At 40.3% G+C, this 18,251-nt stretch carries 15 protein-coding genes; 14 read left to right on the top strand and 1 reads right to left on the bottom strand.

Annotation, left to right across the window (positions count from 1 at the left end; translation table 11 throughout):
- The first annotated feature begins 20 nt into the window (after nucleotides 1-20).
- The 11 genes from murA (at nucleotide 21) to AAIB49_RS04550 (ending at nucleotide 12,219) form a co-directional block, all read left to right on the top strand.
- Nucleotides 21-1,331 (top strand): UDP-N-acetylglucosamine 1-carboxyvinyltransferase, encoded by a 1,311-nt coding sequence (murA, locus tag AAIB49_RS04600; protein WP_343457340.1) that lies wholly within the window; start codon nucleotides 21-23, stop codon nucleotides 1,329-1,331.
- Between the two features lie 335 nt (nucleotides 1,332-1,666).
- Complete coding sequence (locus AAIB49_RS04595; protein WP_343457339.1) at nucleotides 1,667-2,491, top strand: M55 family metallopeptidase; 825 nt, start codon at nucleotides 1,667-1,669, stop codon at nucleotides 2,489-2,491.
- Between the two features lie 15 nt (nucleotides 2,492-2,506).
- Entirely contained in the window at nucleotides 2,507-3,316 is an 810-nt protein-coding gene (locus AAIB49_RS04590; protein ID WP_343457338.1) for a serine hydrolase, read from the top strand.
- A gap of 101 nt (nucleotides 3,317-3,417) precedes the next feature.
- On the top strand, nucleotides 3,418-4,350 hold the full coding sequence (locus AAIB49_RS04585; protein WP_343457337.1) for an ABC transporter permease: 933 nt from the start codon (nucleotides 3,418-3,420) through the stop codon (nucleotides 4,348-4,350).
- A 1-nt stretch (nucleotide 4,351) separates the two neighbouring features.
- A complete protein-coding gene (locus AAIB49_RS04580; protein WP_339213163.1) occupies nucleotides 4,352-5,305 on the top strand; it encodes an ABC transporter permease in 954 nt (317 codons plus the stop codon).
- 8 nt (nucleotides 5,306-5,313) lie between these two features.
- Nucleotides 5,314-6,315: an ABC transporter ATP-binding protein gene (locus tag AAIB49_RS04575; protein WP_343457336.1), complete on the top strand. Its 1,002-nt coding sequence runs from the start codon at nucleotides 5,314-5,316 to the stop codon at nucleotides 6,313-6,315.
- A 19-nt stretch (nucleotides 6,316-6,334) separates the two neighbouring features.
- Nucleotides 6,335-7,990: a peptide ABC transporter substrate-binding protein gene (locus AAIB49_RS04570; protein ID WP_343457335.1), complete on the top strand. Its 1,656-nt coding sequence runs from the start codon at nucleotides 6,335-6,337 to the stop codon at nucleotides 7,988-7,990.
- 221 nt (nucleotides 7,991-8,211) lie between these two features.
- Nucleotides 8,212-9,132: a S66 peptidase family protein gene (locus tag AAIB49_RS04565; protein ID WP_339213169.1), complete on the top strand. Its 921-nt coding sequence runs from the start codon at nucleotides 8,212-8,214 to the stop codon at nucleotides 9,130-9,132.
- Nucleotides 9,132-10,229: a dipeptide epimerase gene (locus AAIB49_RS04560; RefSeq protein ID WP_343457334.1), complete on the top strand. Its 1,098-nt coding sequence runs from the start codon at nucleotides 9,132-9,134 to the stop codon at nucleotides 10,227-10,229. The genes AAIB49_RS04565 and AAIB49_RS04560 overlap by 1 nt, the downstream gene beginning before the upstream one ends.
- A 28-nt stretch (nucleotides 10,230-10,257) precedes the next feature.
- The gene (locus AAIB49_RS04555) at nucleotides 10,258-11,205 is read left to right on the top strand and encodes a C40 family peptidase (RefSeq protein ID WP_339213173.1); all 948 of its coding nucleotides are present in this window, start codon (nucleotides 10,258-10,260) and stop codon (nucleotides 11,203-11,205) included.
- A 3-nt stretch (nucleotides 11,206-11,208) separates the two neighbouring features.
- Entirely contained in the window at nucleotides 11,209-12,219 is a 1,011-nt protein-coding gene (locus AAIB49_RS04550) for an ABC transporter ATP-binding protein (RefSeq protein WP_343457333.1), read from the top strand.
- Nucleotides 12,220-12,377: 158 nt separating this feature from the next.
- Here AAIB49_RS04550 and AAIB49_RS04545 read toward each other — a convergent pair whose 3' ends face one another.
- On the bottom strand, nucleotides 12,378-13,952 hold the full coding sequence (locus tag AAIB49_RS04545) for an alpha/beta hydrolase (RefSeq protein ID WP_343457332.1): 1,575 nt from the start codon (nucleotides 13,950-13,952) through the stop codon (nucleotides 12,378-12,380).
- 892 nt (nucleotides 13,953-14,844) lie between these two features.
- Between AAIB49_RS04545 and spoIID the strand changes: the two genes are divergently transcribed.
- The 3 genes from spoIID to AAIB49_RS04530 all read left to right on the top strand — a co-directional run bounded on the left by spoIID (nucleotide 14,845) and on the right by AAIB49_RS04530 (nucleotide 17,951).
- A complete protein-coding gene (gene spoIID, locus AAIB49_RS04540; protein ID WP_343457331.1) occupies nucleotides 14,845-15,990 on the top strand; it encodes a stage II sporulation protein D in 1,146 nt (381 codons plus the stop codon).
- Between the two features lie 1,098 nt (nucleotides 15,991-17,088).
- Entirely contained in the window at nucleotides 17,089-17,364 is a 276-nt protein-coding gene (locus AAIB49_RS04535; protein ID WP_343457330.1) for a hypothetical protein, read from the top strand.
- 17 nt (nucleotides 17,365-17,381) lie between these two features.
- Entirely contained in the window at nucleotides 17,382-17,951 is a 570-nt protein-coding gene (locus AAIB49_RS04530) for a hypothetical protein (RefSeq protein WP_343457329.1), read from the top strand.
- The last annotated feature ends 300 nt before the right edge of the window (nucleotides 17,952-18,251 follow it).

Here is an 18,251-nt window from a genome sequence, read left to right as displayed (position 1 = left end):
ATCTGAAGGAGATTTGGAATATGGATAAAATCATCGTAAGAGGCGGACAGCAATTGAATGGTAATGTTCATGTAGAGGGTGCGAAAAATGCCGTTCTACCTGTAATTGCTGCGAGTATTCTTGCTAGTGAGGGAACTAGCGTTGTTCATGATGTCCCAGCTCTAGCTGATGTTTATACAATTAATGAAGTGCTACGAAATATGAATGCTGATGTTCAGTTTGAAGATAATAAAGTGTTGATTGATGCTTCAAAGGAATTAAAGACGGAAGCGCCATTTGAGTATGTTCGAAAAATGCGTGCCTCCGTTCTTGTTTTGGGTCCATTATTAGCACGTTATGGCCATGCAAATGTTGCTATGCCTGGTGGATGTGCAATTGGCTCAAGACCGATTGATTTACACCTAAAAGGCTTTGAAGCAATGGGTGCTAAAGTCCATGTTGGAAATGGCTTTGTAGAGGTAGAGGTTGACGGTAGGCTGCAAGGTGCTAAGATTTATCTTGATGTACCTAGTGTAGGTGCTACCGAAAATATTATGATGGCAGCGACATTAGCCGAAGGTAGAACCATTATTGAAAACGCTGCAAAGGAACCAGAAATTGTTGATTTAGCTAATTTCTTGAATAAAATGGGTGCGCGAGTTGTTGGTGCAGGTACGGAAACCATTCGAATCGATGGCGTAGAGAAATTATATGGCACGGTTCATTCTATTATACCAGACCGTATTGAAGCAGGTACATTCATGATTGCAGCAGCAATTACTGGTGGAAATGTATTAATTGAGAATGCCGTTAGTGAGCATTTAAGACCGTTGATTTCTAAACTAGGGGAAATGGGTGTAACCATCTTTGAAGAAGAGAATGGCATCCGTGTTATCGGTCCAGATGTTTTAAAAGCTACAGATATTAAAACGTTACCACATCCTGGTTTTCCAACCGATATGCAATCACAAATGATGGCGTTAATGCTATGTGCCCATGGTACAAGTGTGATTACAGAAACTGTATTTGAAAATCGCTTCATGCATGTGGAAGAATTCCGCCGCATGAATGCGAAAATGAAAATTGAAGGACGTAATGTTATTATCGACGGACCATCAGAACTTCAAGGTGCAGAAGTAGCTGCAACCGATCTACGTGCAGCAGCTGCATTAATTCTTGCTGGACTTCGTGCGAATGGTTTAACAAGAGTAACAGAACTGAAGCATTTAGATCGTGGTTATGTAAACTTTGCTGGAAAATTAGCAAGCCTTGGTGCCGATATTGAACGTGTAGATGAAAACGGAGATATCGTAAAACCACATGAAATTAAATATGTAGCAGAGTTATCTTAATTAAATACGAGAGATTAATAGAGTGGAGCACACCTGATTTTGTGCTTCACTTTTTTATTTCTAAAAATCCCTCCATAAGACCAGCATATTCCATTAATTGGAACAATGATAAATATTATAAATTATCTTGCAATTTAATGATATAAAAGGTAAAATATTATCATATTAACCTAACTTACGTAAGGGAAAATGTCGAGTTTTGCCACTACTACATGATGATTTCTCCTCCCAAAGCTCGTTATTTTCCTATTGTTATTTGACACTACTCCATTATCCAATCATCTATATCAAATCCAATCATATAATTTAATAAAAACATCTAAAGGGGACATAGTATGAAACTTTATCTATCAGTCGATATGGAAGGTATCACAGGTTTACCAGATTACACGTTTGTTAGCGCTTCCATGCATAATTATGAACGTGCTCGCAAAATCATGACCGATGAAACGAATTATGTGGTCGATGCTGCATTTCAATCTGGATGTGGTGAAGTACTAGTTAATGATAGTCATATGAAAATGAATAATATACTAATTGACCAGCTCCACCCAGAAGCACAGCTGATTACAGGTGGAATTAAAACGTATTCCATGGTGCATGGTTTGGATGATAGTTTTAGTGGGGCGATGTTTATTGGCTACCATACAAGAGCAGGTATGCCAGGGGTAATGTCACACTCGATGATACATATGGTACGGAATTTCTATATAAACGATAAACAGGTTGGAGAAATAGGAATGAATGCGATGGTTGCAGGATACCATGGTGTACCGGTGCTGTTGGTGTCAGGGGATGATGAAACGGCAAAAGAAGCAGAAGAACTAATTCCGAATATAACGACAGTGATTGTGAAGGAAGCCGTTTCCAGATCTGCTACAAAAAGCCTTACACCGAAAAAAGCAGGGGAACTATTACAAGAAAAGGTTAAACAAGCCATTGAAAATCGTCATCAGGTTAAACCATTACTTCCGCCGGACAATCCAGTCCTAAAGATAGAATTTGTCAATTATGGTGCCGCGGAATTGGCGCATATGATGCCGGGAACGGAAATTATTCCTGGAACGACAATTGTAACATATCAGGCTAACGATATTTTGGAAGCTTATCGAGCACTACTTGTTATGATTGAGCTTGCTTACTATACACAATATGCATAATAGGGGCGAATAGTATTGAAGGAGCTTACGGAGCGAATACGTGAAATTACAGTACAAGCTGGAGGCAAATGGGGGATATCATTATTCGATTTAGATCGGAATGCGTCTTGGGGAATGAATGAGCAGGAAGGCTTTTATTCTGCGAGCGTGATTAAAGTACCGATCATGATTGCAGCTTTTGCTCGAAGTCACCAAGGCGAGATTAACCTTGGCGATCAATTGGAGTTAAAACGGGAGGATGTTGTTGGTGGTAGTGGTGTCTTACAGTATTTGACCCCTGGGACTTATGTTAGCATCTATGATTTAATCACCTTGATGATTATCCAGAGTGATAATACGGCAACGAATATGCTGATTGACTTAGTAGGTACGCAGTATATTCAGGAAACGATGGAAGCTATCGGGTTAGAGAAGAGTAGGTTTTATCATAAGATGATGACAATGGAAGTAGATCGTGAAGGTAGAAATACGATAACAGCACAAGAAATGACAGATATGCTGAGAAATCTAGTAACAGGAAAGTTTATTTCCGTTTATGCTTGTGAGCACATGATAGATATTATGAAGAAACAACAAATTCGAGATTCGTTACCAGTAAAAATACCAAAAGCAGACGATACGGTGATTGGTGCTCTACCAGAATGGGAGCTTGCTAATAAAACAGGTAATGTATTCGGAATTCGTCATGATATAGGCGTCTTTTATGTGGAGAAGCGTACATTTATTGCTTCCATTTTAACGAGTGGCTTGGATGAGCTAGAGTCACCAGAACTGATTGGCAGAGTTGGTTTGGAAATCTATCACTATCTTAAACAAGAAAATTAGGATTATCTCATAAAGAGAGGCAAGTTATCATAGCTTATTTTTAGAAGCTTATCTACATTATCTGCGCTTATTTGAGCGTATCGATACAGGAGTTGGAGGCAGTGCTGAAATATATTTTAAAGCGATTATTCATCATGGTCATAACACTTTGGATCATTATAACCTTGACATTCATCCTAATGATCTCAGTCCCTGGATCCCCCTTTAACAGTGAAGGGAATTCCAATGAGATTGTCCAACAAAACTTAGAGAGACATTACAATCTTGATAAGCCATATCATATACAATATCTTCTCTACTTGAAGTCAATTGTAACATTAGACTTTGGTCCATCTATTAAACAACCGAATCAGACGGTAAATGATTTATTAGGAAGAGGGTTTCCGATATCTGCTGAATTAGGGATTGTTACGATTATTGTTGCGGTTATTTCTGGAATTATATTAGGAATCCTTGCTGCACTACGGCATAATGGCGTCATTGATTATTTAGCGATGGGGATTGCAGTACTGGGTATTTCCATACCAAACTTTATACTAGCAACAATTTTAATACAAAAACTAGCCGTTGATTGGGAGATATTCCCGGTTGCGACTTGGAAAAGCCCCATGCATATGGTCCTTCCCGTCATAGCACTTGCGACAGGGCCAATGGCGATCATTGCCAGGTTAACGAGATCAACAATGCTCGAGGTCCTGACACAGGATTATATAAAAATGGCACGTGCAAAAGGATTACCACCATGGAAAATTATCTTCAAGCACGCACTTCGTAATGCGTTGATGCCGGTTATTACGATAATGGGAACCTTAGTTGCAGGTATTATGACTGGATCCTTTGTTATCGAACAAATTTTTGCAATACCAGGAATGGGTAAATACTTTGTAGAGAGTATTAATCACCGAGATTTTCCTGTCATTATGGGAACGACGGTATTTTATAGTGCATTTTTAATCATTATGCTATTCCTAGTAGATATCGCTTATGGAATATTAGACCCAAGAATTAAAGTAAGCAAGAAGGAAGGGGAATAATATGAAAGCAAATCAAAATCCCCAACATTTCTCAAGAGATAATGTACCAGATGAATGGTTTACATGGCGGGAAAAGAATAAGCGTGAACAAGAAGTTGTGGCAAGGCCATCCCTTTCTTATTGGCAGGATGCATGGCGCAGATTGAAGAAGAACTATTTAGCGATGGCTGGTTTAGTATTTTTAATTCTATTAATCTTGATGGCTATTTTCGGACCGATTATCTCCCCATACGATGCTAATACACAAGTATTATCCAAACAATATCAGCCACCTTCGTTAGAGCATTGGTTTGGAACAGATGGTGCTGGTAGAGATGTATTTACTCGAACATGGCATGGAGCGAGAATTTCCCTCTTTGTCGGGTTTATGGCGGCACTTATTGACGTTACTATCGGTATTATCTGGGGAGGAATATCCGGCTATAAGGGTGGACGTACGGATAATTTCATGATGCGTATTATTGAAATTTTATATGGGATTCCCTATTTACTAGTTGTTATTTTGTTGCTAGTAGTATTAGGACCAAGTTTATCAACGATTATTATTGCCCTGACCGTCACGGGATGGGTCGGCATGGCTAGGATTGTCCGGGGCCAGGTCATGCAGATTAAAAACTATGAATACGTCCTAGCCTCTAAATCATTTGGGACGAAAACACCTCGGATTATCCGAAAGAATTTGTTACCGAATTCGATGGGCCCAATTATTGTGCAAATGACCTTAACCGTACCATCGGCAATTTTTGCAGAGGCATTCTTAAGCTTTATAGGACTAGGTATTTCGTCACCAAACGCGAGCTGGGGTGTGATGGCCAATGATTCACTTGGTGCCATCCTATCTGGAAATTGGTGGACATTATTCTTCCCAGCATTTTTTATATCCTTTACGATGTTTGCCTTTAATGTTCTAGGGGATGGATTACAGGATGCGCTGGATCCGAAATTAAGGAAGTAGGTGTAGGGATGGGAAAAATTCTAGAAGTAAAAAACTTACATGTTACCTTCACAACCTATGGAGGTACCGTCCAAGCGGTAAGAGGTGTGGACTTCCATTTAAATAAAGGCGAAACACTAGCAATCGTAGGAGAGTCTGGTTGTGGGAAAAGCGTTACATCCAATGCGATTATGCGCCTAATTCCAAATCCTCCCGGTAAAATTACGGCTGGAGAAATCAAGTTCAAAGGGAGAGACTTAACTAACATTTCGGAGAAGCAAATGCGTTCTGTTCGCGGTGTAGATATCTCGATGATATTCCAGGACCCAATGACGGCGCTGAATCCTACTTTAACGATAGGAACCCAGCTTACGGAAGGTTTGAAGCAACACCGGAAACTATCCGATAACGAAGCCAAAAAACGCGCTCTGGAGATGATGGAACTAGTTGGTATTCCTAATCCAGTGGAACGAATGAAACAGTATCCACACCAATTTAGTGGTGGAATGAGACAGCGTATTGTCATCGCGATAGCGCTAATTTGTGAGCCTGAACTATTAATTGCAGATGAACCAACAACGGCACTGGATGTAACGATTCAGGCCCAAATTTTAGAGTTATTTGAAAAGATTCAAGAGGTTACAGGTGTCTCTATTATCCTAATTACACATGATCTAGGGGTCGTTGCCAAAATTGCCGACCGTATTGCTGTGATGTATGCAGGAAAGATTATCGAAACAGGGACAAAGCGGGATATTTTCTATAACCCTGAGCATCCGTATACGAAAGGCTTATTAAACTCCGTTCCGCGCTTGGATATGAAAGGAAAACTAAAGCCAATCGATGGGACACCACCAGATTTATTCTCACCTCCAAAAGGATGTCCGTTTACTGCAAGATGTCCTTTTGCGATGGAGGTGTGTAATAAAGTTTACCCGGAATCTACTACCATTAGTGATTCACACACTGTGGATTGCTGGTTGCAGGATGAACGGGCAAAAAAATTACTGGCCAAGATGGTCACAAACTAATGAATAAGGGGGATAAAAGATGAAGAAGTTTCTGTTTCTATTGTTTGCAGTATTAACAGTAGTGGTGTTAGCTGCATGTACTGCCAGTGAGGATACTGATGGAGAAGATCCTACAGAAAACGTTGATGAGCCAGATGGGGATGACAATGGCGAAACAGCAGATGCAGATGGCAAAGTACTTCGCCTGAATAATGGCACAGAGCCAACATCATTAGATCCATCGATTGGATTTGATGCTGTATCATGGGATCCACTGAATAACTTGATGGAAGGTCTTACAAGACTAGATAGCGACCATAGAGCAGGTCCTGGAACCGCAGAAACATGGGACATCTCAGACGATGGTCTAACGTACACATTCCATTTGCGTGAAGATGCTAAATGGTCGAATGGCGACCCTGTGGTGGCGGAGGATTTTGTATATGCCTGGAAGTATATGCTTGATCCAGAAACAGGTTCTCCTGCAGCATTTTTAGGTTACTTTATTGAAGGAGCTGAAGCCTATAACAGTGGGGAAGGGTCTGCTGATGATGTAAAGGTCACAGCAAAGGATGAGAAGACATTGGAGGTTGTGTTAGCGCAGCCAACTGGTTTCTTCCTAGATGTATTAACAAACCCTGCATTCTTCCCGATTAACCATCAAGTGGCACAAGATAATCCTAAATGGCATGCAGAAGCAGATACATTTGTTGGAAATGGTCCATTTAAATTGGAGTCTTGGAAGCATGATGAGGAAATGGTGTTCGCCAAGAATGAACATTATTGGGATGCGGATGTCGTGAAGCTAGATAAAGTTCATTTTGCTATGATTAACGATTCCAATACCCAGTATCAAATGTTCCAAAGTGGGGACTTAGATACAGCGAGTATTCCACCAGAGCTTTCAGACCAATTAATTGATGGAGATAATGTATTTATCGGTCCATATGGTGGATTAGAATTCTATCGTTTTAACCTAACAATGGAACCATTCCAAAATAAGAAAATACGCCAAGCGTTTGCTTATGCGGTTAACCGTGAGGACATCGCTCAGTACGTTGTGAAAAACGGAGTAGAACCAGCATTTGGGTTCATTAATCCTGGTTATACAAGTCCAACAGGAGAGGATTTCCGTGATGTAAATGGTGATCTTGTACCGTTTGATCCAGAACGTGCCAAACAGTTACTAGAAGAAGGTATGGCGGAAGAAGGCTATGATGAGCTTCCAGAAATTACGTTAACTTACAGTACTAGTGATACGAACAAAGCGGTAGCGGAAGCATTACAATCGATGTTCCAGGAACACTTAGATGTGAAAGTGGAATTAACTAATCAGGAATGGAATGTATTCGCTGAAGCCCAACAAGCATTAGAACTACAATTCTCACGTAGTTCGTTTATCAATGACTATAATGACCCAGTTAACTTCTTAGAGAGCTTTATCACGGATTCTTACATGAACCGTACTGGTTTCTCTAGTGAAGAATATGATGCTTTAATCGCTAAAGGTAAATCCGCAACCAATGAAGAAGAGCGTTGGGAGGCTTTATACGAAGCGGAAAAAATGCTAGCAGATGAAATGATGGCATTCCCGATTCGTTACTACAATACTGTAGTACTAGAAGCAGATGGTGTGGAAGGAATCCTACGCCACCCTGTTGGATACTTTGACTTGAAGTATGCGGATAAGAAATAAGCAAAAGGGATTGTGTGTATAGTTGATGTAAGCAGATAAGGGAAGGATTTAATCGAAGCATTGCATATAGGAGAAGGCTTCTCTCGCGTCTTCTGTTTGCATGGCTATGTACACAATTTGACGCTCTCGGAAGTAAACTTTTTTAACGAAGGATTGGCTCACTGATAGTGTGAGCTACTCCTTTTTCATTCATTATCTACATACAGAAAGAAGGTATTCAGATGCTACTTCCTAAAAAGTTATGTAAAGGTGATACCATTGGTGTAGTTGCCCCTGCAAGCCCTCCAGATATGAAACGCCTCCAACAAGCTATTCCTTTTTTCACGAATTTAGGTCTCAACGTGAAGCTAGGGAAATATATCAATCAAACATATGGTTATTTAGCCGGAACAGATGAACAACGCCTTAGAGATTTGCATGATATGATTGCCGATAAAGAAGTCAGCGCCATTATCTTTGCACGCGGTGGTTATGGAACCGGGAGAATAGCTGCCTCGATTGATTATGAGTTAATAAAAGACAATCCCAAAATTATGTGGGGATATAGTGATATTACCTATTTACATACTGCGATTAGGCAAAAGACCGGACTTGTTACCTTTCACGGACCGATGCCCGCCTCTGACATAGCAGACCCGAGTTTTGATGAAATATCTAGCAACTCCTTTTGCCAATTATTTCATCCAATAACCCTTGTTTATGACGAGCGTATAGCGCCACTCGAAGTGCTAGTAGAAGGAGAAGGTACTGGGGCATTAGTAGGGGGAAATCTTTCCCTTATTACGAGTACACTGGGAACGGAATTTGAAATTGAAACAAATGGAAAAATCCTTTGTTTGGAAGATATAGGGGAGCTCCCATACCGAATCGATTCTATGCTAAATCAATTGAAGCTAGCGGGGAAACTAGATCAAGTATCGGGAATTGTTATTGGGGACTTTGCCAATGCTGACCCTAAGGATAAGTCTTCCTTATCACTAAAAGAAGTGTTCGAATATTATTTGGGTGACTTACATTGTCCGGTAATGACAGGCTTTAAAATTGGGCATTGCTTCCCGCACTTCGCTGTTCCATTAGGTACAGAAGCGACTTTGAATACCGTAAATAAAACCTTAACCATATGTCCGGGGGTTCAAGAATAATGAAAATACAGCAAATAGAAACGTTTAGCGCTGCCATTCCTTTGAAGAAGGCTTTTAAAACCGCACTCAGAACCGTGACAGTGGCTGAAACCATTGTAGTAAAGGTTATCTGTGATAATGGCATCATTGGCTATGGGGAGGCACCACCTACCCATGTCATTACAGGTGATACATTAGCTAGTATTCATTATACGATTACAAACGTTATTTCCCCTGCTCTAATCGGGGTGTCATGCCTAGAGCGAGAACGGATTTTTGAAAAGCTGAATCATGTCATCGTTGGGAACACAAGTGCAAAAGCAGCAGTGGATATGGCGATTTATGACTGTATTGCACAACATGCCAATATGAGCCTTGGGCAATTTTTAGGAGGCTATCAAACGAATATCGCAACGGATTATACCGTTAGTGTTAATAGTCCGGAAGAAATGGCGCAGGATGCAGAAGCATATGTGAAGGATGGTTTTTCTGTCCTGAAGGTAAAAGTAGGAAAAGATGTCATCGAGAAAGACATCCAACGTATTCAAGCGATCCGTAAACGTGTAGGGCCGGATATTACGATACGGTTAGATGCTAACCAAGGTTGGAATCCAAAAGAAGCAGTCCGAGCCATTCAAAAGATGGAAGAGCTTGGATTAGGAATTGAATTTATCGAGCAGCCGGTAAAAGCACATGACCTACAAGGGTTAAAATATGTCACCGATAATACCCAGATTCCCATTATGGCAGATGAAAGTGTCTTTTCCGCAAGTGATGCAAAGACAGTCTTAGAGCTAGGAGCGGCCGATTTAATTAATATAAAACTAATGAAATCTGGTGGCATACAGGAGGCCATTAAAATAGCGAAACTAGCAGATGTTTATGGGGTAACGTGTATGGTTGGTAGTATGATTGAAACGAAAATTGGTATTACAGCTGCAGCACATTTCGCTGCTAGTCAGCCTAATGTACACTATTATGATTTTGACGCCCCATTAATGCTAGCGGCGGACCTGATCCAAGGTGGGATTACCTACAGTGATAGCGCTATCTCATTCGGTGAGGAAGCTGGATTAGGAATCAAAGCATTAAATGAAGAATACCTAGTGGAACACTAAATCACCATTTGGAAAGGGGATACGATGTATGTTTAAGCAAGATTTTCCATTACCAGATTCATTCCATGTTGCCACAGTTCAGGTGGCAACTGTTTGGACGAATCCCGAGTCTACAAGAGAAATAGACCAACCGGGAATCGCTAATCCAACTAATATAGAAAAATGGTTAGCGGCGTTATCTAACGAGGAAAAAGTGGCCTTATGTAATGATAATCGTGTACAGACACAGTTGCTATATGGGGAAATCGCTGTTGTTACAGAAATAGAGGGGGAATGGGCAAAGGTTACGATACCAAGCCAGCCTTCAAAAAAGGATTCGAACGGGTATCCAGGATGGGTGCCGTTGAAACAATTGCAGCCAGTATCTAAAACCTCCTGGATTCGACCAGAAACTGCCGTAATTCGGGAAAAGCATGCTTGGTTAGAGAATGAATCGGGAGAAAAGTTACTTAAATTGAGTTATATGACGTGCTTACCAGTGGTACAGGTTAAGGGTGACCGGGTTGAGGTTATGACACCAGATGGTTCGAGATTTTTACCGAAGCAGGTAGTAGAAATCTTTCCTACGGATAAAGGCGGTCCTAAAGGGAATGGAGATAGCATGATAGAAGCAGCTGAAGCGTATGTAGGATTACAATACCTCTGGGGTGGTATGAGTTCGTTTGGCTATGATTGCTCTGGTTTTGCCTATAATATGCATAAGGCTAATGGTTATCAGATTAGTAGAGATGCATCCGATCAAGCTGCATTTGGCAAGGAGGTTCCTTTTGACCAACTACTCCCTGGTGACTTATTATTTTTTGCTTATGAAGAAGGAAAAGGAAGTATTCATCATGTTGGATTTTATTATGGGGATGGAAAGATGATTCATTCGCCAATGACTGGAAGAGGAATTGAGATTATTAGTTTGAAAGATACAAAATACGAGAAAGAGCTCTGTATAGCGAGACGATATTGGGAATCGGCAGGTGTGTAGAATATGGTGGAAGAAAAGATATTAGAAGTTAAACAGTTGAAAAAATATTTTGACCTGGGAAAGAACCAGGTTTTAAAGGCGGTTAATGATGTCACCTTTCATGTGAACAAAGGGGAAACCTTTGGACTGGTAGGGGAATCTGGCTGTGGAAAGTCGACGATTGGGCGAACGATTATCGGCCTTTATAACCGGACAGAAGGAAAGGTTCTGTTTAAAGGACAGAATGTGCATGAATTAGATGAGAAGAAGATGTTCCAACTACGTCAAAAAATGCAAATGATTTTCCAGGACCCGTATGCATCATTAAACCCACGCTCTACCGTACGAGAGGTTATTGCGGAGCCAATGGAGGTTCATAGGCTATATAAAACAAAACAAGAACAAACGGAGAGAGTTTATCAATTGCTAGAAGAGGTAGGATTAAACCGTGACCATGCAAACCGCTATCCACATGAATTCAGTGGTGGGCAGCGACAACGGATTGGTATTGCCCGCGCGTTAGCACTTAACCCTGATTTCATTATAGCGGATGAACCAATCTCGGCACTGGATGTATCGGTTCAAGCACAAGTAGTCAATCTATTAAAGGAACTTCAAGAGGAAAAAGGGCTCACGTTCTTATTTATAGCACATGACTTATCGATGGTAAAGCAAATTTCAGATCGGATCGGTGTCATGTATTTAGGAAATATGGTAGAGCTGACGGATAGTGAGCATCTCTATGAAAATCCTCTTCACCCTTATACTCAAGCGCTACTTTCCGCTATCCCAATTCCAGACCCAGATATCGAAGAGTCAAGGGAACGAATTATCCTACAAGGGGAATTGCCAAGTCCAATCAATCCACCAAGTGGCTGTGTGTTCCGAACCCGCTGTCCATTAGCGATGGATATTTGCGGCAAGGAAAAACCAGAATGGCAAGAGGTAGAGGAGAATCATTATGTAGCTTGTCATTTATATCATGAAAAAGGGAAGAAAAGCCAGATCCGAGAACCAATCGTGAATGTAAGGTAAGCGATTTGGAAGGAGGGAGAGGTGGATTTTACTTAGAAAGTTTCAATGTCCCCCTGGCTGGCAAAGGGTAAGGGTACATAAATCATTTTTGTACCCTTACTATCTATGCCATTTTATTCAACTCATTTCAGTACCAAGGAATTGCCTATCTTTTTTCCTCAAAGGTGATCGAATTGCTTCATTCTTTGCCGCCATTTCATTGCTTTATCTAGATTTCCAATTTCCTCATAGATGTCGATTAAGCATTGATAGAGTTCCATATCCGGAGAAAATTGTAACGCTTTTTTTAACTGGTGAATTGCTGAATCATAGTCCTTTTGCTTTTGGTATTGCTGAGCATTCCAGAGAACAAGTTCGATGATGTCTTCTTCTAGTTGCGTATGCCATGCTAATAGCCAATCGGTGGCTTGAGTATCCTCTATAAGATCTATAGGAAGAGATTGAACTAGCTGGTCAATAAGCTGTTGCCGAATACTCGGTATGCGCTCTTTCATTGCTTCGCGAATTTGTTCTAGTAAAGTGGTTACATCGCAATGGATGTCTCCTTGAAGATATACATGGCTACCATCAATGATTAAAAAGGAGTACTCACTATCAGGAATGGTTAATAGCTTTCGTAGATGAGATAAATATACTCGTAGATTTGCTCTTGCTTGTTGAATCGGCATATTCGGCCATAGTGCCTCACAAATATTCTCCCTCGTTGTGGAGCGGTTCAGTAACAGGTAAAGCAGTAATTGTTTAGCAAATCGTTTATTCCATCCGACTTCACTAGGCTTACCTTGAATCGTAACACGAAAATATCCTAGCATTTTAACTTGCAGCTGCTTATGAGCATGGAGCTTATGTAACCATTCGTTTTGAATTTGATTGACATACTCAAGCATCGATTCCCCTAAATCTTGGATAAAAGAATCTTTTATAGCGGGTGTATCATGCTGCTCTGTGACAAAGTCATCGATAATTTGAGCAATCAATTTTGGTTGCTCCAAAACGATGAAGCTTGCTGCATTTGGAATGATTAAATGATGGCAATGCGGAATATGCACGGTATGTAATTTTAAATAATGAAACGGAAATAGCCTCTCCTTTGCCCCGGATAATATGAGCACCGGGCAAGAAATTTGCTTGATAGGAGTAATCGGATCAGCGCTTACACTTAGATCCATCACTTTAACATATAATTCAAATTCAATTCCTTTAGCATATTCCCGCAGCCGTTTCAGTTCTGGGTGTCCCTTTGGTAACGTAGTGGCCATAGCTTCAAGGTAATCAAAGGGAATTTCCTTTTGATTTGCTGATAATTCCCTGCGATGAGTACGGATACTTTCAATCATATGTGGAGGATGGCATGGCATTGCCATCAGCATAACCGTCTTTACCATAGTAGGGAATTGAGCAGCATAGCCTGCGCTAATCAGTGCACCTAATTGCCAGCCTACAAGGTGGACAGACTTTAGGTGTAAGGCATCTATTAAATCATGTAGGTCCATAATAAAGTGTTGAATCGTCAGCTCGTTTATGGGAATATCATTTTCGCTCTTCCCATACCCTCTTAAATCGTAACGTAAAATGGAATAGTTACAGTCTAAATTCTTGAGGATTGAATCATAGGCACGCAAATCGACTGCGTTCGAGTGAACGAAGATGATCGTCTCGTCGGTGCTAGGATTCGAAGAGGGATTATGCAGCTGATAATGAACGTTCCTACCGTGTATCTTTTTGAATGGCATCCGAATGCCTCCTTTCCTTTATGGTTAATTGGACGTATTTGATGGTGTTTATGTCTAACATTACCGTTAGATAAAAAGACTACTGATCTTGTAATAAAAGTATATGAATCTACCTTGCTAATATAGGACAAGTTTTAAATGAGAGCTACAAATCTTATCCAGTGATACCTTGCATCATGGGAAATAGGATAGGTTAATCTGAGATGTGGAAAATAATGGGGAAATATGCTTATACATGTTTTAGTATATAGGAAAAGAAGTTTTTTGAGTATTGAGAAGCAGCGTGGAATGAGATAATGCTGTTTTTGTGGTGTAGTAACGGTGGGGGGCTGTGTTAGGTTAGGGGGAGGTGCTCTTTTCTGGGGAGGATGGGCCCGAAATTGGAGGACATGAGCCCGAGTGGTAGTGAGATGAGCCCGTTCCTTGGTCAGATGGGCCCAAAACCAGAAAAGATGAGCCCGCGCTCGGATCAGATAGGCCCAAACTTCGGAAAGATGAGCCCGCCCCCCAGGTCAGATAGACCCACCCGCCGGATAGATGAGCCTAACTCAGGATAAGATGCGCCCAACTCCCGGAAAGATGAGCCCGCCCCTAGGTCAGATAGGCCCACCCGCCCGATAGATGAGCCTAACTCAGGATAAGATGCGCCCAACTCCCGGAAAGATGAGCCCGCCCCCAGGTCAGATAGACCCACCCGCCGGAGAGATGAGCCCAACTTAGGATAAGATGTGCCCAGAACCCGAAAAGATGCACCCACCCCCCTGGTTAGTTGTCCTATTAACTCTTTCAACAGTAGATTTTTTAATTTCTAGTTCTATTATTTTCACGAACTGTATAAGTTTAATAATAGGATTACTAGATATGAAAAAGTCTAAAAGAGGAGGATGCCCTATTGAAAAATCGCAAAAATTCTATGAAACAAATCCAGAAATTAAAAAAGAAAAAAGCTGCATCAAAGTATCAATCTCTTCAAAGACGGTTGTCGAACGTATCAAATATGAAGCCCCTTCCTATGAATAGAGGGCGCTTAAAATGGAAATATCCGGCTTTATTTCTGTTCAGTATATCTTTTCTCATTCTGGCTGTTCCGACATTAGTTGTTCTTCCATTTATCTCGAGTACAGAGGTATTGTCACAATCTATTGAACATAAGCAAACACCGGAACAGGAAGAAGTGTTGGTAGATGATTCGGCTGTCGAAGTTGCAGTAATGCGAGCTCAAAGTGAGGTAGTGGAAAATGTACCACTAGAGACATATGTCATGGGGGTTGTGGCATCTGAAATGCCAATTGAATTTGAAACAGAAGCATTAAAGGCTCAGGCTCTGGCAGCAAGAACCTATATTGTCAATAAAATGATGTACCAAACAGAGGAAGCGGCTTCCAATGTCACGGATACAATTCAAGATCAGGTTTATAATGATGATGCTGAGTTACGTGCGAAGTGGGGCAAGAACTATCAGAAGAATATGGAGAAAATATCCGAAGCGGTTATGGCTACAAAGGGGAAAATTATTACGTATAAGGATAAGCCTATTGATCCGCAGTTCTTCTCGACAAGTAATGGGTATACCGAGAATTCCGAGGATTACTATGTGAACGAAATACCATACTTACGGAGTGTGCCAAGCCCGTGGGATGAGGACTCACCATACTATTTAGACCAAGAAGTCTTTTCCTTGGAGCAAGTGGAAGAGGCACTCGCAATTGATTTACCAGCGGAAAAAAAGCTTACTATTGATGTAACGAGAACAGAAAGTAATCGCGTTGATGAATTAAACCTCGCAGGTAACGCCTTTTCAGGTCGTGAAGTACGCGAAAAGCTTCAATTACGCTCAAGCGATTTTACAATCGAACAAAAAAATGACTACCTGATTTTTACGACGAAAGGAAATGGACACGGTGTCGGAATGAGCCAATACGGTGCGAATGGAATGGCTAAAGAAGGAAAGACATACGAAGATATCGTGAAGTATTACTACAAGGATGTAGAAGTAAGCAGTCTAGATGATACAGTACCAGCATTGGTTATGCAATGAACGAATTTAATACAATAAGAATTGCCTCCGGATCTTTAGTTCTGGAGGTTTTTTGTTAGGGAAAATAATCATAACCATCCGGATAATTTGAATCTACTAGTGGTGGAGTTTCACCTACTAGTGATTCTTTATACCTAGATGCTATAATTTTAGAGCATATCGAATTTTATAATTGTAATAAAACTATTCAACTCCATTACATAAATGACGATTATAGATTAGGTGGTCTAATGCTACAAGAAGTCCTCGGTGCTTAGCTGCTATTGGAAATATCGTAAGAAAAGCAGGAGTGAATAAACGTGAGGGGTAAGCGGGTTTAAGCGAATTTTTTGCAATTATTAGAAGGATAGCAGAAAGAAGCAACTGATATGCGTTCCGTGGAGCGCTTTTTTATTTATTCGGAAATGATTATAGAGAGTACAGACTAGTGAGGCGGAAATTATTATGAAAAAAGTAATTAGTGTAATGGTAGCTGACTAATAACACAAATGTATTGCGTTTCCTGTACTCCCCCCAAAAGTAAAATAACTAATAACAAGAGATTAATTTGTCTTAGTTATGGGGGATCGTCAGGAAAATGCGGATTTACAACGGGTTTATTTCCGTCTCCTCGTCGATTTCTTTTTTTTGTAAAACAGATAGATAGTATTTGCGCTAGTTAATATTATCGCCGCAGTTAAAAAACCAAGTATGACATAAATGTCGGGACCAAGTATCAAGTTCAAAATAGTACCGAGCACAAATGCACCTAAGCCCACTATACTAGGATACCACTGTTGTTTATCTTTAGACATATTGTCACTCCTTTCGCCTGTGCAAACAGGCTCATATTCAAAAGCTTGCTATTTCAATTGTACGAATTCTAAATCAACAAAGTTGATCTATAACCAGACAAGCAAGTCCAGATGACTATTTGTACCTATCTACCATAATAATAACATAAAATGTATGATTTAAAATGAGTATTTAGAACCTTTAAAATATTGAAACTGAATGATAGACTCGTATTCATAGCGTATACATTAAGTTTTTGAGAGGGGGCACCAAGTTAATTGTTTTTTTGTCTTTGGGTATAACAAAATAAAAGGAGTGGAAAAATTGAAAATTAATATATTTAAAACTATTCTTGTGGGATTAATAGTAATATTAGTGTTCAATAATGTCTCACCTGCCTTTGCCGAAAGTCAAAAATTGGGGGCATCCCCTGGGGTATTGGACAACCTAAGCAAAGTTGATAAACGCGTAATTGAAAATCACATTGAAACATTAAACGTTGAAACGGCTGTGAATAACGAGGAATTATCTAAGGAGAACGAACAAATTGCCATGAAGGCTTTGGGAAACATTGAAAAAACCTTATCTATGCGGGAATAATAGATGGTGAAAAAAGCATGATATTAAGTTCAGATAATAAAGACACATTTGTGGCTATTACAGATGAAATAGTTGAGGTAGTGAAGCAGGTTGGTGAAAATGAATTCTTAATTAATGGAGAAAAACATCACTTTGAATTAACTATAAGTGATGGTCCAAGCAGTCCAATATCCACTAGTATTACTTTCAATGACAGAATTATTCAACCTACTGAGGTTGGTACAATGAGTACTTGGGAGTATTATGATACGAAATATGTTAATGTAAATGCAAAAAGAAATTTTGACACCTATACATACAGTGCACTGGGGGGGATTTTAGGAACACTCATGGCCGCCGCTTTGGGTATGACTATTATTGGCGGTATCGTTGCAAGTTTGGGTGCAGGAATGGCATACAACTATGCAGCATCCGAAAAATATCCAACCAATGTAGGTTATTCAGAAGTTTGGATCTATACAAAAGGTATACACCCCCTTTGGACCAAAAAGGCGGTATCACTTGACCATGCTGTTTATAAGGGTAAAAATGTTTATTTAGGTCAAACAGTAAGAACTGAATATTCATGTACCGGGTGTGGTGTGTAAAAAATATCATAAAGTTGTAAATGATTTAAAGCAGTATTCATTTTATTAGTTTCCTCAAGAAAACGAATTATTGGATATTTGAAACGTTGGTGGGAAATCGAGGTCAGTACATATCCGATAAAGATGCTTTACAAAATTTTTTATTTGGAGACGATCACAATTAAGTGGTCGTCTTTTGTGCGCTTGGCAGCGCTCCGAACTTAAGGGTGAAAGTCCCAAACACGCCGTAGTGGCGGAAGTGTATAGCTGACAGGCAGTGCATGCTCGTGAGGGAATGTGCGGAGGGCTTGAAGGCAAACT

It is taken from the genome of Ornithinibacillus proteolyticus (genome assembly GCF_039581225.1).
Taxonomy (GTDB): domain Bacteria; phylum Bacillota; class Bacilli; order Bacillales; family Amphibacillaceae; genus Ornithinibacillus; species Ornithinibacillus massiliensis.
The sequence above is the reverse complement of the archived record's forward strand: the minus strand, read 5'-3'. Positions and strand labels throughout refer to the sequence as shown.

Excerpts from the sequence above, each read along its gene's own strand:
- murA (WP_343457340.1), top strand. The coding sequence starts at position 21 with ATGGATAAAATCATCGTAAGAGGCGGACAGCAATTGAATGGTAATGTT.
- AAIB49_RS04595 (WP_343457339.1), top strand. The coding sequence starts at position 1,667 with ATGAAACTTTATCTATCAGTCGATATGGAAGGTATCACAGGTTTACCA.
- AAIB49_RS04580 (WP_339213163.1), top strand. The coding sequence starts at position 4,352 with ATGAAAGCAAATCAAAATCCCCAACATTTCTCAAGAGATAATGTACCA.
- AAIB49_RS04575 (WP_343457336.1), top strand. The coding sequence starts at position 5,314 with ATGGGAAAAATTCTAGAAGTAAAAAACTTACATGTTACCTTCACAACC.
- AAIB49_RS04570 (WP_343457335.1), top strand. The coding sequence starts at position 6,335 with ATGAAGAAGTTTCTGTTTCTATTGTTTGCAGTATTAACAGTAGTGGTG.
- AAIB49_RS04565 (WP_339213169.1), top strand. The coding sequence starts at position 8,212 with ATGCTACTTCCTAAAAAGTTATGTAAAGGTGATACCATTGGTGTAGTT.
- AAIB49_RS04560 (WP_343457334.1), top strand. The coding sequence starts at position 9,132 with ATGAAAATACAGCAAATAGAAACGTTTAGCGCTGCCATTCCTTTGAAG.
- AAIB49_RS04555 (WP_339213173.1), top strand. The coding sequence starts at position 10,258 with ATGTTTAAGCAAGATTTTCCATTACCAGATTCATTCCATGTTGCCACA.
- AAIB49_RS04550 (WP_343457333.1), top strand. The coding sequence starts at position 11,209 with ATGGTGGAAGAAAAGATATTAGAAGTTAAACAGTTGAAAAAATATTTT.
- AAIB49_RS04545 (WP_343457332.1), bottom strand. The coding sequence starts at position 13,952 with ATGCCATTCAAAAAGATACACGGTAGGAACGTTCATTATCAGCTGCAT.
- AAIB49_RS04530 (WP_343457329.1), top strand. The coding sequence starts at position 17,382 with ATGATATTAAGTTCAGATAATAAAGACACATTTGTGGCTATTACAGAT.